General features: G+C 63.0%; 23 protein-coding genes and 1 tRNA gene. 12 read left to right on the top strand and 12 right to left on the bottom strand.

Annotated features, from left to right (window positions below):
* Window positions 1–108: 108 nt before the first annotated feature.
* The 10 genes from FIU28_RS23775 to rpmH all read right to left on the bottom strand — a co-directional run bounded on the left by FIU28_RS23775 (window position 109) and on the right by rpmH (window position 8426).
* Window positions 109–660: a phosphorylase family protein gene (locus FIU28_RS23775; RefSeq protein WP_143575570.1), complete on the bottom strand. Its 552-nt coding sequence runs from the start codon at window positions 658–660 to the stop codon at window positions 109–111.
* The gene (gene dapE / locus FIU28_RS23770) at window positions 657–1811 is read right to left on the bottom strand and encodes a succinyl-diaminopimelate desuccinylase (protein WP_143575569.1); all 1155 of its coding nucleotides are present in this window, start codon (window positions 1809–1811) and stop codon (window positions 657–659) included. The genes FIU28_RS23775 and dapE overlap by 4 nt, the downstream gene beginning before the upstream one ends.
* Window positions 1811–2656: a 2,3,4,5-tetrahydropyridine-2,6-dicarboxylate N-succinyltransferase gene (gene dapD, locus FIU28_RS23765; RefSeq protein WP_143575568.1), complete on the bottom strand. Its 846-nt coding sequence runs from the start codon at window positions 2654–2656 to the stop codon at window positions 1811–1813. The genes dapE and dapD overlap by 1 nt, the downstream gene beginning before the upstream one ends.
* A 235-nt stretch (window positions 2657–2891) precedes the next feature.
* Entirely contained in the window at window positions 2892–3596 is a 705-nt protein-coding gene (locus tag FIU28_RS23760; protein ID WP_143575567.1) for a pyrimidine 5'-nucleotidase, read from the bottom strand.
* Between the two features lie 59 nt (window positions 3597–3655).
* On the bottom strand, window positions 3656–4552 hold the full coding sequence (gene argB / locus FIU28_RS23755; RefSeq protein WP_143575566.1) for an acetylglutamate kinase: 897 nt from the start codon (window positions 4550–4552) through the stop codon (window positions 3656–3658).
* Window positions 4553–4787: 235 nt separating this feature from the next.
* Complete coding sequence (locus FIU28_RS23750) at window positions 4788–5165, bottom strand: DUF423 domain-containing protein (RefSeq protein WP_143575565.1); 378 nt, start codon at window positions 5163–5165, stop codon at window positions 4788–4790.
* Window positions 5165–5791, bottom strand: a complete 627-nt coding sequence (gene yihA / locus FIU28_RS23745; RefSeq protein ID WP_365947511.1) for a ribosome biogenesis GTP-binding protein YihA/YsxC — start codon at window positions 5789–5791, stop codon at window positions 5165–5167. Before yihA ends, FIU28_RS23750 begins: the two co-directional genes overlap by 1 nt.
* Before the next feature lie 163 nt (window positions 5792–5954).
* Entirely contained in the window at window positions 5955–7829 is a 1875-nt protein-coding gene (gene yidC, locus FIU28_RS23740) for a membrane protein insertase YidC (RefSeq protein WP_143575563.1), read from the bottom strand.
* Between the two features lie 71 nt (window positions 7830–7900).
* Window positions 7901–8263, bottom strand: coding sequence for a ribonuclease P protein component (gene rnpA / locus FIU28_RS23735; RefSeq protein ID WP_143575562.1), 363 nt, complete (start codon window positions 8261–8263; stop codon window positions 7901–7903).
* A gap of 28 nt (window positions 8264–8291) precedes the next feature.
* Window positions 8292–8426 carry a 50S ribosomal protein L34 gene (gene rpmH / locus FIU28_RS23730; protein WP_011471298.1) on the bottom strand — a complete coding sequence of 45 codons (135 nt, stop codon included), beginning with the start codon at window positions 8424–8426 and terminating at the stop codon, window positions 8292–8294.
* Between the two features lie 382 nt (window positions 8427–8808).
* Here rpmH and FIU28_RS23725 point away from each other — a divergent pair, with 382 nt between their 5' ends.
* Window positions 8809–10299 carry a sensor histidine kinase gene (locus FIU28_RS23725; protein WP_143575561.1) on the top strand — a complete coding sequence of 497 codons (1491 nt, stop codon included), beginning with the start codon at window positions 8809–8811 and terminating at the stop codon, window positions 10297–10299.
* Between the two features lie 271 nt (window positions 10300–10570).
* Window positions 10571–10647: transfer RNA gene (locus tag FIU28_RS23720), tRNA-Arg, on the top strand.
* A 184-nt stretch (window positions 10648–10831) separates the two neighbouring features.
* Here FIU28_RS23720 and FIU28_RS23715 read toward each other — a convergent pair.
* Entirely contained in the window at window positions 10832–11251 is a 420-nt protein-coding gene (locus tag FIU28_RS23715; protein ID WP_143575560.1) for an SseB family protein, read from the bottom strand.
* Window positions 11252–11300: 49 nt separating this feature from the next.
* Window positions 11301–13181: a sigma-54-dependent Fis family transcriptional regulator gene (locus tag FIU28_RS23710; protein WP_143575559.1), complete on the bottom strand. Its 1881-nt coding sequence runs from the start codon at window positions 13179–13181 to the stop codon at window positions 11301–11303.
* A 319-nt stretch (window positions 13182–13500) separates the two neighbouring features.
* Here FIU28_RS23710 and FIU28_RS23705 point away from each other — a divergent pair, with 319 nt between their 5' ends.
* The 10 genes from FIU28_RS23705 to FIU28_RS23660 all read left to right on the top strand — a co-directional run bounded on the left by FIU28_RS23705 (window position 13501) and on the right by FIU28_RS23660 (window position 23326).
* Window positions 13501–14544, top strand: a complete 1044-nt coding sequence (locus FIU28_RS23705) for an NAD(P)-dependent alcohol dehydrogenase (RefSeq protein ID WP_143575558.1) — start codon at window positions 13501–13503, stop codon at window positions 14542–14544.
* Complete coding sequence (locus tag FIU28_RS23700) at window positions 14541–14969, top strand: hypothetical protein (protein ID WP_246660786.1); 429 nt, start codon at window positions 14541–14543, stop codon at window positions 14967–14969. Before FIU28_RS23705 ends, FIU28_RS23700 begins: the two co-directional genes overlap by 4 nt.
* Window positions 14966–15217: a hypothetical protein gene (locus FIU28_RS23695; RefSeq protein WP_143575557.1), complete on the top strand. Its 252-nt coding sequence runs from the start codon at window positions 14966–14968 to the stop codon at window positions 15215–15217. The genes FIU28_RS23700 and FIU28_RS23695 overlap by 4 nt, the downstream gene beginning before the upstream one ends.
* A 176-nt stretch (window positions 15218–15393) precedes the next feature.
* Window positions 15394–17067: an aromatic/alkene/methane monooxygenase hydroxylase/oxygenase subunit alpha gene (locus tag FIU28_RS23690; RefSeq protein WP_143575556.1), complete on the top strand. Its 1674-nt coding sequence runs from the start codon at window positions 15394–15396 to the stop codon at window positions 17065–17067.
* A gap of 98 nt (window positions 17068–17165) precedes the next feature.
* Window positions 17166–18203: an NADH:ubiquinone reductase (Na(+)-transporting) subunit F gene (locus tag FIU28_RS23685; protein ID WP_210245587.1), complete on the top strand. Its 1038-nt coding sequence runs from the start codon at window positions 17166–17168 to the stop codon at window positions 18201–18203.
* Window positions 18204–18270: 67 nt separating this feature from the next.
* The gene (locus FIU28_RS23680) at window positions 18271–19335 is read left to right on the top strand and encodes an aromatic/alkene monooxygenase hydroxylase subunit beta (RefSeq protein WP_143575554.1); all 1065 of its coding nucleotides are present in this window, start codon (window positions 18271–18273) and stop codon (window positions 19333–19335) included.
* Between the two features lie 64 nt (window positions 19336–19399).
* Complete coding sequence (locus FIU28_RS23675; protein WP_143575553.1) at window positions 19400–19759, top strand: MmoB/DmpM family protein; 360 nt, start codon at window positions 19400–19402, stop codon at window positions 19757–19759.
* Between the two features lie 98 nt (window positions 19760–19857).
* Window positions 19858–20898, top strand: a complete 1041-nt coding sequence (locus FIU28_RS23670) for an amidohydrolase family protein (RefSeq protein ID WP_143575552.1) — start codon at window positions 19858–19860, stop codon at window positions 20896–20898.
* A 5-nt stretch (window positions 20899–20903) separates the two neighbouring features.
* On the top strand, window positions 20904–21668 hold the full coding sequence (locus FIU28_RS23665; protein ID WP_143575551.1) for a metal-sulfur cluster assembly factor: 765 nt from the start codon (window positions 20904–20906) through the stop codon (window positions 21666–21668).
* A 26-nt stretch (window positions 21669–21694) separates the two neighbouring features.
* The gene (locus FIU28_RS23660) at window positions 21695–23326 is read left to right on the top strand and encodes a molecular chaperone GroEL (protein ID WP_143575550.1); all 1632 of its coding nucleotides are present in this window, start codon (window positions 21695–21697) and stop codon (window positions 23324–23326) included.
* Window positions 23327–23407: the final 81 nt, after the last annotated feature.

Here is a 23407-nt window from a genome sequence, read left to right as displayed (position 1 = left end):
GAGGGGGCTGGCGACATCGATCATCCTGCGCCCCCTCACCCGGAGCCCTCGCTATCGCTCAGGCTCCGACCTCTCCCCGATGGGGAGAGGTGAAGGAAAGCCCTTCGCCTACAGCAGATGTTTCACCGCATCCCAGAACAGCTGCTGGCCGTCCGCGACGTTGGCGGTCCAGTGCTCGTGCGCGAAATCATTGGCGTCGTCGGTGATGAACTTGAACGCCCGCCACGGAATGTTCTGGTGCCGGCACACCGAGGCCAGCGCGAACAATTCCATGTCGACGATGTCGACCCGGTTGGCGGTCAGCCAGGGATCGGACGCGGTAACGAAACTGTCGCCGGTGCCGCAGATCACGTCGCCATGGCCGGACGACAGCCTATCCAGCTCCGTCGCATAGGGCGTGGTGCCGCGCGGCGCCAGCGGCTCGGCGTTCATGTCGCGCTGGATGACATGCGCGACCTCGACGAGACCGCGCAGCGATGACGTGATCTTGCCGGCGGTGCCGTAGTTGATCACCAGCGCCGGCTTCTTCGCCTGCACTGCCAGCAGCGTGGCGATCGTGGTGTTGATCTTGCCCACGCCGGTGAACCGGACATCGACGCCTGCCGGCGCGCGCGCGGTGTCGAGTTCGGCATCGAGCGCGGTGAGGATGAGAATGCTCATGCGAAGTATCGATCCAGCACGCCGCGATAGATTTTTGTGAGCTTCTCCAGGTCGGAGACGGACGTGCGCTCGTCGACCTGGTGCATGGTCTGGCCGACCAGGCCGAATTCGATCACCGGGCAATAGCGCGTGATGAAGCGCGCGTCCGAGGTGCCGCCGCCGGTGTTGAGATCGGGCCGGCGGCCGGTGACCTCTTCGATCGCGGCAGACACGAGGTCGGTAAAGGCGCCGGGCTGCGTCACGAAGCTGTCCGCGTTGCACGGCTCCCAGACGATATGCGCCTTGACGCGGTTGCCGACGGCGTCGGCCAGCCGCGCGTCGATCAGCTCGCGCAGGCTGGCTTGCGTGTGGTGATCGTTGAAGCGGATGTTGAAGCGGGCGCGCGCCTGCGCCGGGATCACGTTGCTGGCAGTGTTTCCGACATCGACGGTGGTGAATTCGAGATTAGATGGCTGGAACTGGGCGTTGCCCGCATCCAGCGGTTCGTTGCTCAGCGCCACGATCAATACTGCGATATCCGGCACCGGATTGGAGGCGCGGTGCGGATAGGCGACGTGGCCCTGCACGCCGTCAACGATCAGCGTGCCGGACTGCGAGCCGCGGCGACCGATCTTGATGGTGTCGCCGATAACCTCAACATTGCTGGGCTCGCCGACAATGCAGTGGTCGAACTTTTCGCCGCGCTCCGCGGCCCACTGCAGCAGCTTGACGGTGCCGTTGACGGCAATGCCTTCCTCGTCGCCCGTGATCAGGAACGAGATCGATCCCTTGGGCTGCCCGCCGTTCGCTGCAAGATAATCCAGCACGGCGGCGACGGAGGCGGCGATGCCGCCCTTCATGTCGACCGCGCCGCGGCCGTACAGCAACCCGTCCTGGACGTCGCCGGCGAACGCGCCGTGCGTCCACGCCGCCTCGTCGCCGACCGGCACCACGTCGGTATGGCCGGCGAACGAGAGATGCGGCGTCTGCGTGCCGATGCGGGCATAGAGATTGTCGATGTCGGCTGCGCCCGGTTCGCTGAAGGTGACGCGCTGCACGGCGAAGCCGGCGGCACTGAGCAACCGCTCCAGCACGCCGAGCGCGCCGGCGTCCGCCGGTGTTACCGACGGACAGCGCAGCAGCGCCTGCGCGATGGCCAGCGTGTCGGCCATCAGTCGCGCAGCAATTCGTTGATGCTGGTCTTGGAGCGGGTGCGCTCGTCGACGCGCTTGACGATCACGGCGCAGGCCGTCGAGGGGCCGATCTCGCCGTTCTGCATCGGCTTGCCCGGCAGGTTGCCCGGCACCAGCACGGAATATTCCGGCACTTCGCCGATGAACACCTCGCCGGTGGCGCGGTCGACGATCTTGGTCGAGGCGCCCAAAAACACGCCCATCGCCAGCACGGCGCCCTTGCGGACGATGACGCCTTCAGCGACTTCCGAGCGCGCGCCGATGAAGCAGTCGTCCTCGATGATCACGGGGCCGGCCTGCAGCGGCTCCAGCACGCCGCCGATGCCGACGCCGCCGGAGATGTGCACGCGCTTGCCGATCTGCGCGCAGGAGCCGACCGTCGACCAGGTATCGACCATCGTGCTCTCATCGACATAGGCGCCGAGATTGACAAAGGACGGCATCAGCACGACGTTCTTCGCAATATAGGCCGAGCGGCGCACGATGGCGCCGGGCACGGCGCGGAACGCGGCGTCGCGAAACGCGTTCTCGCCCCAGCCGTCGAATTTCGAGGGCACCTTGTCCCACCATGACGAGCCGCCGGGGCCGCCCGGGATCGCGGTCATGTCGTTGAGCCGGAACGACAGCAGCACGGCCTTCTTCAGCCACTGGTTGACCTTCCAGGTGCCGTCGGCCTGGCGCTCGGCGACGCGGGCCGCGCCCTTGTCGAGCAGATCGAGCGCGTAGTCGACGCCTTCGCGGACTTCGCCCTGGGTCGCGGCATTGATGGTGTCCCGCGCCTCAAAGGCGACGTTGATGGTGGATTCCAGGGCGGATAGCGACATCGGAAATTCCTCGGGATGGAGCGGAGCCGGACAGGCGAATTGAGCGGCTTTTGTCGGGATTTGACGGGGGAGAGTCAAGGTGAACTGTTCCTTCCCTCTCCCCTTGTGGGAGCGGGTGGACGCGCGTAGCGCGGCCGGGTAAGGGGGCCGCAAACTCGGAGCTTTATCTCTACCCCTCATCCGACGCGGCCTTCGGCCGCGCCACCTTCTCCCACAAGGGGAGAAGGAAGAAAACTCACCGCGCCTCGTTCAGTCGCGTCAGAAACCCTGTCAGGTCATCCGTGACATGATCGACGAATGTGGCGTCGCGGCCTTCCAGCTCCCAGTCTTCGCGCACCACGTCCTGGCCGCCTTCGGGGACCACCAACACGGTGGTCATGCCGAGGTCGTGCGGCACCACCAGATTGCGCGACAGGTCCTCGAACATCGCGGACCTCAAAGGATCGACGCCGTGAAGCTTGAGGAATTTGTCATAGGTCTGTGGCGCCGGCTTCGGCTCGAGGTCGGCGGCAATGATGTCGAAGATCGCCTCGAACTGACCGGCGATGCCGAGCCGTTCCAGCACCTTGCCGGCGTGGTCGACCGAGCCATTGGTCAGGATCAGTTTTCGCCCGGGCAGCAGCGCGATCTCGGCGCCCATCTCCGGGTTCGGATCGAGCGGCGAGTGGTCGATGGCGTGGACGAAGGCGAGGTAGTCGTCGGCATGCACGCCATGCTCGGTCATCATGCCGCGCATCGTGGTGCCGTAGCGCTTGTAATAGTCCTTCTGGATCTTGAAGGCCTCCGCCGGCGGCACCTTGAGATAGGTCGAGACGAAGTCGCGGATCCGGTCGTCGACCTGCTGCCACAGATTGACGTGGTGCGGGTACAGCGTGTTGTCGAGATCGAACACCCAGGTCTCGACATGGGTGAAGGAGCGGCTCTGCTTCGGCTCGGTCATGGTATTCCCGGTTGTCGCGAGAGTTTCGTCCGGCGCGCCTGCGCGCGCCGGACGAAACGCTACTTGTGGATCAGCGTGCCGGTGCCCTGGTTGGTGAACAGTTCGAGAAGCACCGCATGCGGCTGCTTGCCGTCGATGATCACCACGCCCTGCACGCCCTGTTCGAGTGAATAGATGCAGGTTTCGACCTTCGGGATCATGCCGCCGGAGATAGTCCCGTCGGCGATCAGTTTGCGCGCGTCCTTGATCGACAGTTCGGGGATCAGCTTCTTCGACTTGTCGAGCACGCCCGGCACGTCGGTCAGAAGCAGCAGGCGCTTGGCCTTCAGCGCGCCGGCCACAGCCCCGGCGAAGGTGTCGGCGTTGACGTTGAAGGTCTGGCCGGAGGCCGAGGTCGCCAGCGGCGCCAGCACCGGGATCAGTTCGTAGCCGATCAGCTGGTTGAGCAGGGTCAGGTCGACCTTGTCGGGTTCGCCGACGAAGCCGAGATCGACCACGCGCTCGATATTGGAATCGGGATCGACCATGGTGCGGGTCGCCTTGGTGGCGGTGACCATGTTGCCGTCCTTGCCGCACAGGCCGACGGCCTTGCCGCCGGCCTCGTTGATGTAGCCGACGATCGTCTTGTTGATCGAGCCGGCCAGCACCATCTCGACGATCTCGATGGTGGCGGCGTCGGTGATGCGCAGGCCGGCGGCGAATTCCGACTGGATGCCGAGCCGCTTGAGCATGGTGGCGATCTGCGGACCGCCGCCGTGCACGACGACCGGGTTGATCGCGGTCTGCTCGAGCAGGACGATGTCGCGGGCGAACGCCTTGGCGGTGTCCTCGGCGCCCATGGCGTGTCCGCCATATTTGATGACGATGGTTTCTTCGTCATATTCCTGCATATGCGGCAGCGCTTCCGACAGGATGCGGGCCTGATCGAGCGGACTGATGTTCGGCGCGTCGGTCATGAAGCGGGTCTCACTGGGCCAATCTGCGGCGCGTTCTAGCGGATTGAGGCCAGCGGTGCAAAGGCAGGTGGGCTACCTTCCTTCTCCCCTTGTGGGAGAAGGTGGCACGGCCGGAGGCCGTGACGGATGAGGGGGCGCGGCGGGCGCCGAGCTTGCCGCTACCCCTCACCCGTCTCGAACGCTTCGCGTTCGATCCACCCTCTCCCACAAGCGGAGAGGGAAGGAAGAGCAGCACTCAGACCTTGCGCGGCCACGCCGCGGAGACCGCCAGCGCCAGCCAGCTGGCGATCAGCAGCATGCCGCCGGTGGGGGCGGCCATCGGGAACAGGCCGGTGCCGGCATATTGCCGCATCACCAGGTCGCCGGCGAACAGGGCTGTCGCGACAACGAAGCCGATCGCGGCAGCAAGGCCGATCTGCAGATGCACCACGCCGCGCTCGATCAAGGCCACGGTGCCGATCACGGCGGTGGCATGAAACAGCAGCATCATCGAGGCCGAGGCCAGCCGGGTCGCATCCGGCTGGTGCGCGGCGGTGGCGGCGAGGATGACGCCGTCGGCGCCCATCACGCCGGCCAGGATAATCAAAATGCGGAAAGCGCCCGTGCGGGTCATCAGCTGCGCTCGCCGAGCAGGCGCACCATCGCGGCGCGCAGCTCGGCCATGCCGGCGCCGGTGCGCGAGGATGTCACCAAGAGCTCCGGGAACGCCGCCGGATGCTTCAACAGCGTGGTGCGAACCTGCTCGGTGGTCGCCTCCAGCTCGGATTTCTTGACCTGGTCGGCCTTGGTCAGCACGACCTGGTAGCTGACAGCGGACTTGTCTAGCGTCTTCAGCACGTCGAGATCGACGTCCTTGAGGCCGTGGCGGCTGTCGATCAGCACATAGACGCGCGCCAGGTTGGTGCGGCCGAGCAGGAAATTGTGGATCAGCGAGGTCCAGGACGCGATCTTGACCTTCGGCGCCGAGGCGTAGCCGTAGCCGGGCATATCGACGAGGCGCATGCCGGACTTTTCCGGGCCCTCGAAGAAGATCAGCTCCTGGGTGCGGCCCGGCGTGTGAGAGGTCCGCGCCAGCGCGTTGCGGCCGGTCAGCGCGTTGATCAGGCTGGACTTGCCGACGTTGGAGCGCCCGGCGAAGGCGACCTCGACGCCGGCCATCGGCGGCAGCGTCTCGATCGAGGGCGAGGCCCAGATGAAATTCCATTCGCCGGCAAACAAGAGCCGGCCCTGTTCGAGCATCTTCTTGTCTTCGATCAGCTTCGCATCGGTTTCCGCGTTCATGCGAAGGTTCCTCATTCGTCATCGCGGGCGAAACGAAACAATCCAGAATCGCCACGCGAGACTGGATTGCTTCGTCGCAAAGGCTTCTCGCAATGACGGGAGAAGCCTTTGAGTATGGTCGTTACGTCTTCTTCTCGGCCGGCGGCTTCTTGGCGAAGGTCGATTTCACGTTGTCGAACAGCTCCACTTTCACGCCGTTGCGGTTCATGATGTAGGCCTGCTGCAGCACCGAGAGGGTGTTGTTCCAGGCCCAGTAGATCACCAGACCGGCCGGGAAGCCGGCGAGCATGAAGGTGAAGATCAAGGGCATCCAGTCGAAGATCATCTTCTGGGTCGGGTCCGGCGGGGTCGGGTTCAGCTTCATCTGGAACCACATCGTGATGCCCATGATGATCGGCCAGATGCCGAGCGCGAGATAGTGGCCGAACACCGGCAGCTGGGTCGGATCGAACGGCAGCGCGCCGAACAGGTTGAACAAATTGGTCGGGTCGTGTGCCGACAGATCCTTGATCCAGCCGAAGAACGGCGCATGGCGCATTTCGATGGTGACGAACAGAACCTTGTAAAGCGAGAAGAACACCGGGATCTGCAAGGCGACGGGAAGACAACCGGCGATCGGGTTGATCTTCTCCTTCTTGTAGATCTCCATCATCTCCTGCTGCTGCTTCATCTTGTCGTCAGGATAGCGCTCCTTCAGAGCGGCGAGCTGCGGCTGCACGGCCTTCATCTTGGCCATCGAGGCGTAGGACTTGCTGGCCAGCGGGAAGAAGATGATCTTGACCAGCACCGTCACCAGCAGGATGGCGACGCCGAAATTGCCGAACAGGTGGAAGAAGAAGTCGAGCGCCAGGAACATCGGCTTGGTGATGAAGTAGAACCAGCCCCAGTCGATCAGGAGATCGAAGTGGTTGAGGTTGAGCGACTGGTTGTAGCCGCCGAGGCCGACCGCGAACGGGAAGTTGATGCCGACGCTGACGGCTTCCTTGGCGCCGGCGAACAGCCGGGCGTTGGCAGTGCCGGTGGCGCCGGCTGCGATGGTCTGGGCATCCTGCAGGTAGTCGGTCTGGTAGGTATGAATGTTGCCGACCAGATTGGACGAGAACTTGGCCTGCAGCTGCGCGGCGGGATCCGGCAGCAGCGCGGATGCCCAGTATTTGTCGGTGATTCCAAGCCAGCCGTTGGTGACCTTGAAGTTGACCGCCTTGGCTTCGTCGATCTTCTTGTAACCGTATTCCTGCAGGCCCTGGTCGCCGAGATAGCCGACGAGGCCTTCATGCAGGATGTAATAGCCTTCGACATGCGGCGTGCCGTGGCGCGAGATCAGCGCGAACGGATACAGCGTCACCGGCGCGGTGCCGTTGTTGATGACGTCGTCCTTGACGGTGAACAGATAGCGGTCGTCGATCGCGATGGTGCGGCGGAAGGTCTGGCCCGCGCCATTGTCGTATTTCAGCGTCACGGGGCTGGTCGGCGTCAGGCTGCCGGTGCCTTCCTGGGTCCACTGCGTCGTCGCATCGGGAATCTTGACGGTCGAGCCGGCGGCGGCGACCCAGCCGAACTCGGCATAATAGGGCGCGGCGGTGCCGGACGGCGAGAACAGCACGATGGCCGGCGATTTCGGATCGACGGTCTCGCGGAACTGGTTCAGTGCGACGTCGTCGATGCGCCCGCCCTTCAGCGAGATGCTGCCGGAGACGCGCGGGGTTTCGATCTTGATGCGCGGGGCGGCGGCAATGGCGGCGTCGCGGCTGACGATGGTCGCGGCGGCCGGCTGCTGGCTGGCGGGAGCTGCGCCCGGCGCCGGGGGATTGGTGGTGGCCGGCGGCGAATTGGCCGGCGCCGCGCCCGGCTGCGGGGTCGGATTGGCCAACTGGCTCTGGATCTGCTGCTGCGCGCGCTGCCGCTCCATCTGCGGGATGTTGTAGAAATATTGCCAGCCGATCAGCACCAGACCGGACAGAATGACGGCAAGGATGGTGTTGCGATTGTCAAGCATCGTTCAGGTCTCGTCATTCATGCGGGTGCGGCTTGGGCTGCCGGCTGCGCGCTTGTCGCAGACTGGAAGGTTCAGGTCACGCTTGGTCTAGAAGATTGCAATTTCGCAGTTTGCCGGTCGAGGCGTTGCAGCGCCACGCGGAGATCGTCGAGCATGGTCGAAAAGTCGCGGTTGAGCGCGACACGACGGCCGACTAGCACATAATCGCTGTGAGGTCGCATGGATACGACATCGACGCGCTTCACCAGTTCGCGAAGCCGGCGCCGAATCCGGTTCCGCTCGGTGGCGGTTCCGTTCTTCTTGGTCACGGTGAAGCCGACCCGGACCGGGCCGTCATCATCGCGAAGCCTGCTCTGCACGACAAAGGCAGGGCTGTTCATCCGCGGCCCATTGGCAACGGCGAGAAAATCCGCCCGCTGCCGCAACCGATCCATGATGAGATCTCGGGTAAAAAACGCCCGATCAGGCGCTGAGGCGCTTGCGACCACGCGCGCGACGCGCAGCCAGAACCTTGCGGCCGCCAACAGTCGCCAAGCGAGCGCGGAAGCCGTGACGGCGCTTGCGCACCAATTTACTGGGTTGATAAGTCCGCTTCACGGGTAGTTCTCCGCTGACCGGGCAATTCGCCGATTAATTGAGGTGAGTCCTGATGCTGGCCCAAACGAGCCGTGTCCGGCCACAAATGAGCCGCCCCGGTCAGACCGGGCCATCGCGGACAGTTGGCGGGCTTATACGGGAGCGTCCTGTTTTCGTCAATCTTGCCCTGCAGGACGCAAGCCGATGCTGGCTGCCACGGATTATACCGATTCTGGCGGTGTTTATAGGTCGCTGGTGACGGCATCTTTGCCGTCTTGCCAGCAAAATTCGGGCGGGGCGACGCAATGATGGCCATTAATGCTAAAATATTGGCATCGAATCGCCGTGTCGTTCGTATCTCTCCCAGACGCCATGTTTCATCGTGAACTCCGAGGCAGGTCCTGTGTCCACAGCCGGCGATAGTGCAGAACGCGGGGCGCCGTCGCGACGGGCAGGGCGGGGGCTCGGGCTGTCCGGCAAGCTGTTGCTGCTGACGATTCCGCTGGTGCTGATCGCGGAAATCCTGATTTACGTGCCGTCGATCGCCAATTTCCGGCTTAACCGGCTCAACGACAAGCTGGCGGCGGCCAATACCGCGGCGCTGGTGCTCGATGCCGCCCCGCTCGGCCTGGTGCCGGAATCGCTGGCCCGGCAGATTCTCGGCAGCATCGGTGCCCGCGCCGTGGCCATCAAGATGGGCCAGCAGCGTCGCCTGCTAGCCAGCGCCGATCTGCCGCCGCAGATCGACCATGACATCGACATGCGGGCGGTAACGGTGTGGTCGGCGATCGTCGATGCCTTCCAGGTGATGCTGGACACTGGCGGTGAGACGATTCGGGTGATCGGTCCGATGCCGGCCGGCGCGCAATCCGGCGCGCAATATATCGAGGTGGTGATCGACGAACTGCCGCTGCGCCAGGCGATGTACCGGTTTTCCAGCAATCTGCTGCTGGTGTCGCTCGGGCTGGCGATCCTGACCGCGGGCCTCGTCTATCTGGCGCTGCACTATCTGTTCGTGCGGCCGATGCGGAATCTGACCGCCAACCTGGTCGATTTCCACGAAAACCCCGAAAGTTCGTCGCGCATCATCATCCCCAGCGATCGCGGCGACGAGATAGGTGTCGCCGAGCGCGAATTGTCCGACATGCAGCGCGACCTCGTCTCGATGCTGCATCAGAAGAGCCGGCTCGCCGCGCTAGGCCTCGCGGTCTCCAAGATCAATCACGATCTGCGCAACCTGCTGGCCTCTTCGCAGCTATTGTCCGACCAGCTCGCCAGCGTGCCCGACCCGCGGGTGCAGCGCTTCGCACCGAAGCTGATGCGATCGCTGGAGCGGGCCATCGCGTTCTGTCAGTCGACGCTGTCCTATGGCCGGGCCCAGGAGGCCGCGCCCGACCGCCGCATGATCCTGGTCGAGCCGGTGGTTAACGAGGTCCGCGAATCCGTCGGTCTGGCCTCGCAGGCCTCGATCGGCTGGATCAATGCCATCGAGCGCGGGCTGACCATCGACGCCGATCCCGACCAGCTGTTTCGCGTGCTGCTCAATCTGGTGCGCAATGCCGCGCAGGCGCTGGAAGGCCAGCCGCACTCCGATGCCGCTCCGCAGCAGATCCGCATCACCGGCCGCCGCGAGGGCGCCGTGACCATCCTGGAGGTCTCCGACACCGGCCCCGGCGTGCCGCAGCGCGCCCGCGACCATCTGTTCGAGGCGTTCCAAGGCTCGGCGCGGCCGGGCGGCAGCGGGCTCGGTCTGGCGATCGCCGCCGAGCTGGTGCGCGCCCATGACGGCGACATCCGGCTGGTGGAGGGTACGATCGGCGCCACGTTCCGGATCACGCTGCCCGACCGCCCGGTGCAGCTCTACGGCCTTCGCCCCGAACGCGTCCGGGCCTGAGGCCGCCGCCCGCGCGGCGATTCGCCCAATCCGACGAACCTGGCGGTACAATTTTGCAGGCGCTGTCGCTCTCGTTTCGGCGGATTTCGATAAAGGCGCCGCAAACCCGGCTATTTTGCCGGGATTTCCGGCAATTTGCGAATGACATGAAAGGTGGCGTTCGGCGCTTGCAATGCCGGACCGGAGTCGGTAGCTATTGCGCGCTTTCGCAAATAATGTTTTCGAAACGCATCGACGAAAGCGGGCTCCACGCCCGCCACCGTCACGGCACGCGCCCGTAGCTCAGCTGGATAGAGCACGTGACTACGAATCACGGGGTCAGAGGTTCGAATCCTTTCGGGCGCGCCACACCGCAACAGCTTTTCCGATCAACGGCACGGATGGGCTTTAATCCCGATTCTTGATCGCAAGCGATGTGGGCCTCGTTCTGCTCTTGAACGGATGACGGCATCGAGTATGGCGACCGGACTCCAAATGGAGTCGTTGTCCAGGTTGTCTCAGCCTCCACGGTGACGTTCATGAGATGGGTTTCTTATTTCGCCTTTCCGAGTACTTCGAATATCTTTCCGCTGGTCAGCAGGGCTATTTCGGAAGCCGGTAGCGGCTTCTGGCATTCCGACAGCGGGTTCAGCCAGAAATTCGAGTGCGGCAACATGTCGAACAGGTTGCGCGCGACGGCACCGAGACAGGTTTCGGGCTCTTTGACGTAGTCGGAAATCCGCGCCTTCGAGGTGAACGCCGGATGCCATCTCATACCCTGGAATTCCACGGTCGCGATGTTGATCTTCTCCTGGTACTTCAATGACCGGCGGCGGCCGGGGATCATGGGTACGTCCGGCGTCAAGATGTAGATCTCGGTTTCCAGGAGCGCTTGATAGAACGCCGGCGCGGCGTCGGTATCCGTAGCTGCGGCCTGCATCAGGGCTTCGAGGCTGTTTTTTGGTTCAAACATGACGATCCTTTCACGGTAATCGTTGCTGGGTGAAATTCTCGCAGCCGCATCAGTCGTGGTTTTCCCGAAGAACGCGGTAGATCATGTTGCGCGAGACGCCGAGACGGCGCGCAGTCTTGCTGACGTTGTTGCCGGACTCGGCATAAGCGGTCAGCAGATGGGCTCGCTGCAGATCTCGCAGATCGCTCTTCAGCCCGCCGCTCGCCGATCGGCCACCGGGAAGCGGCTTGCTCCGGGGATGCCCGACAAGTTCTTCCACCGCGGCCTCGCCGATCAGGCCACCTTGTTCGGTCAGCGATAGCCGGGACAGCACATTGCGTAGTTCCCGAATATTGCCATCCCAGTCCTGTTCGGCCAGTCGATCGATCGCGCTCTGGGTCAGGCCGGCTGAAGGATCGATCTTGGCCAAGAGATGCCGCGCAATGTCGGCGAAGTCAGACCGCTCGCGCAGCCGCGGCAATGTCACCTCAAGGGTGTTGAGGCGAAACAGCAGGTCGGATCGAAAACGGCCTTTGGCGATTGAATCGTCGAGATTGGCATTGGTGGCGGATACCAGCAGGACATCAACCTGCCGCTTGGTGCCGCCGACCGGGCGCACCGTCCAATCGTCCAGGAAACGCAAAAGCACGGCCTGCAACGCCACCGGCATATCGCCGATCTCGTCGAGGAACAGCGTGCCGCCGTCGGCCTCCTTGAACAAGCCCGCAGAGCCGCCCTTCTTGGCGCCGGTGAAGGCGCCCTCGGAATAGCCGAACAATTCCGCCTCGATCAGGCTTTCCGGAATGGCCGCGCAATTGACCGGCACGAACGGCCCCGTCCGCCGGCTGGCGGCGTGGGCGTGACGCGCCAGTTGCTCTTTGCCGGTGCCGGTTTCGCCGCGCACCAGGATCGGCATCTTGCGCGCTGCCGCGATCTCGACCTGTCTCACGATCGCGGCGATCGTCAGGTCGGAGGAGACGAACTCCCGCCCAATTGCGTTCGGCGGAGACAGGCGCGGCTTCGCCAGCGCGCGCACCATCGGAAACAGTCGGGTGTTCTCGATCGTTGCGACGAACTGGCTGCCGACCTCATCCTCCAGACCTTGGCGCTCCTTGCTTCGGCCCTCATCGACAAAGCGGCTGAATTCGGTGCGGAAGATGTCGACGAAGCGCTTCCCGGGCGCGGCCGGGAGGCCGTGCAGCAATACGCGCGCGGCCCGATTGGCCGCCAGGATCTTGCCGTCTTCGTCGACGGCAAGCAGGCCGGCACTCAGCGTATGCAGATACTCGCCGCGATTGTGGAACGCGATCAGGATATTGCCGCGATGAAATTCGCGAAACAGGCCGTTCTCGATCTGTGTCGCGGCCATTGCGACCAGCGCCTGGGTATGAGTCTGGCGCGACAGGCAATCGGACGACGCGTCGAGGATTCCCGCGACTTCTCCATCAGGCGCGAAAATCGGTGCCGCCACGCAAGTGAGATTGTTATAGCGACGGAAGAAGTGTTGATCGCCATGTACGGCGATCGGTCGCTTCAGCATCGCCGCGGTGCCGAGGCCGTTGGTGCCACAGCAACGCTCTGTCCACACCGCGCCGGGTTTAATGCTGGCAGCGTCGGAGGCGTCGCTGAAGCTTCGGTCTGTAATGATATCGAGTAGCAATCCATCCGCGTTGGCAAAGGCCACCATGAAATTGGAGCCGGAGATCTGCTGGTGCAGTGTGTGCATCTCCGCGAGCGCCAGACCTCGAACCAGCGAACAACGCTGCTGCTCGTGGCGGAGCGCCGCGGGGCTGACGAATTCCTGCGGCGGCGGGTGGCGCATGTCGAGGCCGAGCGCAATGCAGCGCATCCAGCTATCGTAGATATCGACCGAAAGAAATCCGGCCGGCGGCGCCCCTCGCTGCTCCAGCGCCATCCATGCGTTTTCGACGCGCCGACCCGCAACCAGCATCGACTGTCCTCCCTGAACAGTGTTTCGGCGTTTCCTCAAACGGGCGGCCGTTGACGGCTCTTCCTGTGAACAGTGTCTCACAACTACGGAGCAATTGTAAAAAATTACAAAGTATAGCTCAGCCTTGCTGACTGTTTCGCCGCGGAACAGATTTGCATCCGGCCCTGATCCGATGCGGATCGGAACACGATGGGCGCAACGCCGGGAATTCCAAATAGCTCAATATGTTAGGTGTTTGGCACGGCTCTTGCTGTTCTCTTGTTCAATCGAACTACGAGCTACCATAAAAACAAAAAATTGTTTGGGGAGTGAACAGCCGATGAAAGCCGCGGTTCTGCATGCCTTCGACGAGAAGCTGACGGCAAAGGAATTTGTCAAATACGAAGATGTCGCAGACCCGAAGATCACGCGTCCCTCGGACGTGATCGTGCGGATCGGCGGCGCCGGCGTCTGCCGCACCGACCTGCACATCGTTGAAGGGATCTGGCGGAGCAAGGTCGATGTCAATCTGCCCTACATCATGGGGCACGAGAACGCCGGATGGGTCGAGGCGATCGGGCCCGGCGTCGAAGGCATCAAGGTCGGCGACAGCGTGATCTGCCATCCGCTGGTGACGAGCGGACATTGCCTCGCATGCCGCCGCGGCAACGACATGCACGCGCTGGACAGTGCCTTTCCCGGCATCAATGCCAATGGTGGCTACGCGGAATATCTGCTGACCGGCCAGCGCTCGCTGATCAAGCTGCCGAAGACGCTGGCGCCGAAGGATGTCGCGCCCTACACCGACGCCGGCCTGACCGCCTACCGCGCTGCAAAGAAGGCGTCGCGGCATCTGTTGCCGGGGCAATATGTTGCGGTGATTGGCGCCGGCGGGCTCGGCCATATCGGCATCCAGGTTCTCGCGGCATTGTGCGCCGCCGAAATCATCGTCGTCGACCGCGACGACAAGTCGCTCGAGCTGGCCAAGACCTGCGGCGCGCATCATCTGGTGAAAGCTGACGGCAACGAAGTGGAAACCGTGCTGGCGAAGACCGGCGGCCGCGGCGCGGAGGCCGTGATCGATTTTGTCGGCGAGGGCGACGCCGTCGCCCGTGGCTTGGCGATGACGGCGAATGACGGCTACTACTATGTCGTCGGTTACGGCGGCAAGATCGAGCTCCCGACCATCGACCTGATCACCTCGGAAAAGACCATCGTCGGAAACCTGGTCGGCACCTATGCCGAGCTGGTGGAGCTGATGGCGCTCGCCGATCGCGGTCTCGTCGATCTCCATACCAGGGAATACAAACTCAGCCAGGCCAACGATGCACTGCACGACCTGCATCATGGGCGCATTCACGGCCGCGCCGTGTTGATCCCATGATGACCAATTGCGAGGCGGTTCGCCTTTCTCCGGATGATTGGGTGGGGGTCATGACAAGCATGGATAGAGGCGATCAGCCGCCGCTGACCGCCGAGGAAGCTGCCGAACTGGAGCGGGGCCGGGAGCGAATGCTCGCGCGCCACAAGCTGATCGAGGCGATGATACGCAACAACGAACTGCAACTGCGCAACGAAAGCGCGCGCGGCGGAGCAGAAATCGAAATGCATTGCGCGCTGCGCGACAGCGCGCTGCCGGGCACTGGCGCCGCCGCCTTGCTGGAACTGGCACAGGCGACAGCGAGGTTCGAGGCGCTGAAGGTCGAGCACGAGCGGCTCGTCGCCGAGCGCGAATGGCTGAACGTGGCGCTATTGGAGTTCGAGAGCGGTCCATCGACCTATGACCACAACCGATCGGGACATGCATGATGAGCAAGAGCGGAACACTGCGCGCGGGACGCGCATCGGCTGGAGACGGCAAAGTGCCTCCGAACGCTCAGATCGAATTGAGCGAAGAAGATAGATCCAAAGATGCCTTCTTCGTTCAACTGGCCGACATCGCCGAGGCGATGATCGCCAGGCACGGCAAGGATTTCGCCATGGGCACATTGGTGCTGACGGCGCGGTTCATCGCCGAGGACAAGCCACTGACCAAACCTGCCGTCAACCACAGTTAGTTACGGCGGAGTTTGATCGAGCGGGGAGGTATCGAAGGGCGGGGGCGCCCGACGATACAGCGACCCAGACAATTTACGGCGGACGGTTCTGAAGAGTGCGTCAAGCAAGCGGGCGTCCGGGAATAAGGCGAGCAGCGAAGTCCACGCAATATTCAATGGATTCAATGGAGAAGGAAATGTCTGAAACTCTAACGCTGAACAAGATCGTAAATCAGAAGGGCATCAGTACCGCGGAGGCGGCCAATCGCGTCTCCGATCTCGGCTGGACGCCAAGCTACGTCCAGGAAGCGATGACCTTCCCGACCGACTACAAGATCTCGAAGGTTCCGCGCGATCCGATGAAACAGGTGCTGCGGTCCTACTTCCCGATGCAGGAAGAAAAGGACAACCGCGTTTACGGCGCGCTCGATGCGGCACTGCGCGGCGACATGTTCCGCAACGTCGAGCCGCGCTGGGTCGAGTGGATGAAGCTATTCCTGGCGATCATCCCATTCCCGGAAATCTCTGCGGCGCGATCGATGGCAATGGTCGGGCGGCTGGCGCCAGGCGAGGAGCTGCGCACCGGCTTCACCATGCAGATGGTCGATGAATTCCGCCACTCCACGATTCAGATGAACCTGAAAAAGTGGTATATGGAAAACTACATCGACCCGGCCGGGTTCGACATCACCGAGGCCGCGTTCGGCAAGTGCTACGCCACCACGATCGGCCGGCAGTTCGCCGAGGGCTTCCTGACCGGCGACGCCATCACCGCCGCCAACATCTATCTGACGGTGGTCGCCGAGACCGCCTTCACCAACACGCTGTTCGTCGCGATGCCGTCCGAAGCCGCCCGCAACGGCGACTACGCACTGCCGACCGTGTTCCTGTCGGTACAGTCCGACGAATCCCGCCACATCGGCAACGGCCACTCGATGCTGATGGCGATGATCCACGATCCGTCGAACCACCAATTGCTCGAGCGCGACCTGAAATACGCGTTCTGGCAGAACCACGCCATCGTCGATGCTGCGATCGGCACCTTCATCGAATACGGCACCACCAATCGCGACAAGAACAAGGAATCCTACGCGGAGTTGTGGCACCGCTGGATCTACGAGGATTATTATCGGACCTACATGCTGCCGCTCGAGAAATACGGCATCAAGATCCATCACGACGACGTCGCCGCGGCCTGGGACCGTATCGTCAAGAAGAACTACGTCCACAAGACCGCGCAATTCTTCACGGTCGGCTGGTCGTTCAACTTCTGGCGCATCGAGGCCCAGACCGAGAAGGACTTCGAGTGGTTCGAGCACAAGTATCCAGGCTGGTACGCCGAGTTCGGCGATTTCTGGAAGTGGCACGCCAAGCTGTCGGTGCCGGGCGAGAAGAACATCGCCTTCAACGGCGACGTTGGTTACGTCTATCCGCACCGCTGCTGGAGCTGCATGGTGCCTTGCCTGATCCGCGAGGACTTCTGCTGCGACGAGGTGGACGGCAAGATGTACACCTACTGCTCGGAAGGCTGCCGCTGGACGCACAAGGTGGCGTTCGCCGCCGAGTACGAAGGCCGCGCCACGCCGGCAATGGGTCGCTTCAGCGGACGCCGCGAGTGGGAGGAGTGCTACCACGGCTGGGATCACGCCGACGCCATGGTGGATCTCGGCTTCGTTCGATCCGACGGCAAGACGCTGGTGCCGCAGCCGCATCTGCGCTTCGAGCAGAAGGACATGTGGACCCTCGACCACATCCGCGGCAACACGCTGGGCAGTCCGCTGCGCGGCTTCCGCGCCCTGAAGGCCGGCGAAGAACGGGACGCCGCGATCGCCGAATATCGCAAGGGGTTCAAGATCAACCCCTGCAACTAGGCCGAATGGGGAGAGGGGACCGCGTTCGCGGTCCCCTCGAACCGCCGCCCAAAGCGCCAATCCCCGCATTCAACGCAGGCCGCAAGATCATGTCGCAAATGACGACCACCACGTACAAGGTCCGGCTCGAACCGGTCGGCATCGAGATGGATGTCGAAGAGGGGGAAACCGTTCTCGACGCCGCCTTCCGCCAGGGCATCTCGCTGATGCACGGCTGCAAGGAAGGCCAATGCGGCTCCTGCAAGTCCAGGCTGATCAGCGGCGAAATCGAACTGCTTAAATATTCCACCTTCGCGCTGCCCGATTACGAACGAGAGACGGAGCACATTCTGCTCTGCAAGACCCACGCCTACAGCGATATCGAAGTCGAACTTCTGAATTTCGACGAAGACCTGCTGTCGCATGCGATCGCAGTAAAGGGTTTTGAGGCCACGGTGAGCAAGGTCACCGCGCTGACCCACGATATCCGCCTGCTGGAGATCGAACTCGACAATCCGATGAAATTCTGGGCCGGGCAATATATTGATCTGACGCTGGTCGATGCCGGCGTGACGCGCGCGTTTTCGATGGCGAATGCGCCGGTCAACGGCAAGCATCTGTCCTTCATCATCAAGAAATATCCCAACGGGGCATTCTCGTCGCAGCTCGACGGCGCACTGCAGCCGGGTGCACCGCTGCAGGCGAAGGGGCCATACGGCACCTGCTTCCGGCGTGAGGGACGAACCGGGCCGATGCTGCTGATCGGCGGCGGTTCCGGCATGTCGCCGCTGTGGTCGATGCTGTGCGACCACGTGCAGAGCGGCGATCAGCGGCCGGTGCGGTTCTTCTATGGCGCGCGGACGCGGGCCGACCTGTTCATGCTCGACGAAATCGCCGCGATCGCGGCGGCGCATCCCGACTTCGAGTTCATCCCGGCGTTGTCGCACGCCACCGCAGAAGATGATTGGCAGGGCGAGACGGGATTCATCCATGAAGTCGTGCAGCGCCGGCTACGCGACGAGGCGCTGAGCGGCACGATCGATGCCTATGGCTGCGGTCCCGTGCCGATGATCGATGCGCTGCTGCCGGTCCTGCAGATGGCCGGCGTCGAGCCCGACCACATCTATTTCGACAAGTTTACGCCAGCCACGCGGTGACGGCATCCTCGCCCCACCGTGCACAACAACCGCAACAACAATCGAAGACATCTCCAGGGAGGACACCATGAGCGCAACCCCACAGCAAGTGCATCAGTCCGGCGCCGCCGGTGCCGCGATTTTTGCCGGTTCCGACAGCCGGAAATACAATTATTTCGAGCCGAAGGGCCGCAAGGCAAGCCATTACGAGGATATGACCGTCGACGTCCAGCCGGACCCGGAACGCTATCTGCTGCAGGACTGGATCATCTCGTTCCCCGACGGCACTCCGACCTATTCGAAGACCTGGACCAAGGCGCTGAGCTCGAACTGGCACCAGTTCCGCGCGGTCGATCAGGAGTGGGAGCGCACGCATTACCAGCGCCAATCGACGATCTGCGGCATGGTGCAGGGTGTCATCGAAAATGCGCGGAAATCGGGCGCGCCGAAGCGCTTCGACAAGGCGTGGGTCAAGGTGCTGCAGGATCATCTCGGCGCCTACAAGCATGCCGAATTCGGGCTCGGCACCTCGTTGATGCAGGCGCAGCGCTATGGCTACACCCAGATGGTCAACAACGCGATTCTGACCAACTCGTCCTACAAGCTGCGGTTCTCGCAGGATCTCACGCTATACCTTGCCGAGATCGGCCTCGATATCGAAGGCTTCGACGGCAACGCCGGCAAGCAGCACTGGCTCGAGGATCCGATCTGGCAGGGCACCCGCAAGTCGGTCGAGGCGATCATGGGCGCGACCGACTTCCTCGAACAGTATTTTGCGATCAACCTGGTGTTCGAGCCGCTGGTCGGCGAGCTGTTCCGCAGCGGCTTCATCATGCAGATGGCGGCTTCGCAAGGCGACTTCGCGACGCCGTCCGTGGTCGCCGCCGCCGAAGCGGACTACGAGCGCAACCTCGCCAACACCGTCGAACTGATCCACATGCTGACGCATGACAAGGATCACGGCACGCATAACAAGGGACTGTTCAACGGCTGGATGGCGCACCACGGCGCGCTCGCCCACGAAGCGGCATCGAACCTGCAACCGATCTGGTCGCAGCCGCGAGTCAAGGTGTCGGGCTTTGCCGAGGCGCAGTCTCTGGCGAAGAACCGCATCGAGGCGATCTGCGCGCAGGTCGGCCTTAAGGCGCCGTGACACGGCTGTGCTGACAAACCAATCCGAAACCGGCGCAAGCCAGTCACCCTCTCAGGAGAATGCAATGTCCGAAGTCCAGGCCAATATCTTCAAATCGATGAAAGATATCAAGTTCGAGGACACCATATCGCACCAGTGCGGTGTCACCATGAACGACAGCGTCGAGGCCCGCGCCATCGCCGAAGTGATGGAGCCGAAGAAGGGCGTCACCGTCACCTACATGCCGGCGATGATCCGGATCGATGGCGAAGGCAAGCTGGTGTTCAAGATGAGCGAGATCAGCGAGGCGCTGGGGCGCGAGATGACGCCCTACATCTTCGAGATTTCGACCTCCACGCATTATGGCCGCATGGTGATGGTCGACGACGATACCGTTGTCTGCTTCGGCGATATGAACGAAGCGCTCGCCTATATCGAACACTGATCGAGGCCGGCCGGCGTCCGCGCCGGCCCGCCTTGCTGCCTCAGGTAATCAAAGGATTAGAAACAATTGCCCAACGTGGCGGGATAGGGAGAAGCGCGATGTACAAGACGGCATCCGGAGAAGAAATCTTTGTGATCGACGGGCACACCCATTTCTGGGACGGCAGCCCTGCCAACCAGAAGAATATTCATGGCAAGCAATTCATCGAATGTTTCTATGCGTATCATGCCAATCTCAGCCCGCCGGCGGAGAAATGGCCGTTGGACAAGTTCGAAAAATACGACGCCAAGACCATGCATGACGATCTGTTTATCAACGGCTACGACGACATGGCGATCCTGCAGCCGACCTATCTGACCGATTTCTACAACCACGGCTTCAACACCACCGAGCGCAATTCGGCGCTGAAGAAAAGTCATCCGGAGCGGTTTATCCTCAACGGTGCGTTCGATCCGCGCGACGGTAACAAGGGGCTCGAGGATCTCCATGCCAAGGCCGAGAAGTATCAATTGCAGGGCGTCAAGCTCTATACGGCGGAATGGCGAGGCGAATCCAAGGGCTATCGGCTCGACGACAAGGAAACCTACAGATTCCTCGAGGCGGCGCAGAAGCTCGGGATCAAGAACATTCACATCCACAAGGGCCCGACCATTATCCCATTGAACAAGGACGCGTTTGACGTCGGTGATGTCGATGACGTGGCGACCGCCTTTCAGGATCTCAACTTCATCGTCGAACATTGCGGTCTGCCGCGGCTCGACGATTTCTGCTGGATCGCGACGCAGGAGACCAACGTTTACGCCGGCATCGCGGTGGCGCTGCCGTTCATCCACACCCGGCCAGCCTATTTTGCGCATGTGATGGCGGAGTTGTTGTTCTGGGTCGGCCCTGACAAGATCCTGTACGGCAGCGATTACGGCATCTGGACGCCGAAATGGCTGATCGACAAGTTCATGGCCTTCGAGATTCCGGAGGAGATGACCAAGGAGACCGGCTCCGTCCTCACCCTCGAGAACAAGAAGAAGATCCTCGGTCTCAACGCCGCGCGGATCTACAATATCGACATCGAGGCGCAGAAGAACAAGATCGGCGCGGCGGGCGGCTATGCCCATCTCGCCTCCGCTCGCGCGGCGGAGTAGCCGCCATGACGGCCAGGACGATTGCCGATCGCAAGGCCGAAGTCTGGGCCCGGTTGCAGACCGTGACCGACCCGGAACTCGACGAGCCGGTCACGGACCTCGAATTCGTCACTCGGGCCGATGTGGACGCGCAGAACCGCGTCCACATCGAATTCCGGTTGCCGACCTATTGGTGCGCGGCGAACTTTTCATTCCTGATGGCGGACGACATGCGCACGGCGGTGAAACAATTGCCGTGGGTCAACGCGGTGAGCGTCACGCTCGGCGAGCACATGTATGCCGACAAGATCAATGCCGGCCTGGCGCAGGGGCTCTCCTTTCAGGAGACTTTCGGCGTCGAGGCTGACGGCGATCTCGACGAACTCAGGCGCACGTTTCTGGTCAAGGCGTTCCAGCGCCGGCAGGCGGCGCTGCTCGCATATCTGATCGCCGATGGATTCGCGCCGGAGGTGTTGGTCGGGCTCACCCTCGGCGAACTCGCGGCGCTGCCGTTCGACGAAGCGGGCGACCGGTTGCTCGCACGCTATCTGCAGCGGCGTCCGGTGGTGGCCGCCGTGACCGAGCCGCTCGCGTTCCTCGATGCCGATGGCGATCCGCTGCAGAGCGAGACCCTGCCGACCTATGTCCGCGCGCTGCGGCGCGTCGACGTGAATGCCGAATTCAACAGTGCCCTGTGCCGCGGTCTGCTGCACGCCCGCTTCGATACCGAAACGCCGTTCACGCCCCGGCGCGCCGGACAAGCCGCCGAACCACCCGAACTGTCCGTGTAGCGCGTGCAACGATAAGGAAAGCGACGATGGCAAAGATGATGCTCCATGATTCCCAGGCGCGCGAAGCACTCGCACGCGGCGTTGCAAAGCTGGCGAAGGCGGTCAGCGGCACGCTCGGCCCGAAGGGCATGAATGCGGTGATGGACCGGCCGATCGGCACGCCGATCGTGTCGCGCGACGGCGTCAGCATCGCCGCCGAGATCGAGCTGGAGTGCCCGTTCGAGAATATGGGCGCCCAGGTGCTGCGCGAAGTCTCGAAGCAGACCAACGAGGTTGCGGGCGACGGCACCACGACCGCGACCGTGCTGGCGAACTACCTCGTACAGGACGGTTTGGCGCTGCTGGCGGCCGGCGCCAACCCGGTCGAACTGGTTGAAGGGCTTGAGCTCGCCGTGGACGAGACCATCTCGGCGCTGAAGCGATCCGCGAAGAGCGTCGACGGCGCCAAGGGCATTCGCGCCATCGCCACCATCGCCGCCAACGATGTCAGGCTCGGCGCCATGGTCGCGGAGGCCTTCGAGCGCGCCGGCAATCATGGCATCGTCGCCGTCGAATTCGGCTCAACCGTCGAGACGACGCTGGAAGTGGTCGAAGGCATGGCGTTCGAGCGCGGCTATCTCTCGCATCACATGGTCACCGACGTCGAGCGGATGCAGGTGGTGCTCGACGAGCCGTATATTCTGATGACGGATCACAAGATTCTCGCCATCGACGAGTTGAAGGGGGTGTTTGCGCTGATCGAAAAGAGCGGCCGACCGCTCCTGATCATCGCCGAGGAGGTGGCGCCCCCGGTCATCATGATGCTGCTGTCGCGACGCGAGAAGAATAATTTCAAGGTCGCGGCGATCCATCCGCCGGAATATGGCCATTGGCGCAAGGCGATGCTGGAAGACATCGCGGTGGCGACCGGCGGCCGGGTCATCTCCAAGGATCTCGGCGGCACCGTCGAGCGCGCCAGTCTCGAGGATCTCGGCTCCGCGCGGCAGGTCCGGATTTCGTCGTCGAAGACCCTGATCACTGCCGGCCATGGCAAGCCGAAGATGGTTGAGGCCCGGCGCGAGCAGGTGTCGCGGCAATACGAAGCCGCGCCGGAAAACATCGAGCGCGACAAATTTCTGGAGCGGCTCGCCAAACTGTCCGGCGGCACCGCGATGATCCTGGCCGGCGGCGCGACGCCGGTGGAGCAGAAGCGGCGCGCGCAGCTGATCGAGGATTCGATCAATGCGACGCGTGCGGCGATCGAAGAGGGCGTCGTGCCCGGAGGCGGCGTGGCGTTGATCCGGGTAGCCGCGGAGCTCGACGGCTTGATCAATCGGCTGGAAGGCAGCGCGAGGCAGGGCGCCGAACTGGTGCAGCGTTCGCTCAGTCAGCCGCTTGCCTGCATCGTTGCCAATTGCGGACGCGGCGACAGCAAGGCTGCGGTTGAGAAGGTCGCCAAGGCCAGCAATGGCTACGGCTTCGACGCCCGCACCGGCACCACGGTCGACATGATCAAGTCCGGCATTATCGATCCGGTCAAGGTCAGCTACTGCGCGATGCGCAATGCCGGCTCGGTGGCGGCTCTGATCCTCACCACGCAGACGCTGATCGCCAAGAGGCCGGACAATTACGATCCGACGTCGGGGCCGGCCATCGGCGGTGGCGCGGAGTTGCTTTGATATCGTCATTGCGAGCGAAGCGAAGCAATCCAGGGCAACGGCGCAGACTGGATTGCTTCGTCGCAAGAGCTCGTCGCCATG

The sequence above is a fragment of the Tardiphaga sp. vice154 genome, assembly GCF_007018645.1.
In the GTDB taxonomy this organism is placed as follows: Bacteria; Pseudomonadota; Alphaproteobacteria; order Rhizobiales; family Xanthobacteraceae; genus Tardiphaga.
This window is presented reverse-complemented; position numbering and strand designations above follow the sequence as displayed.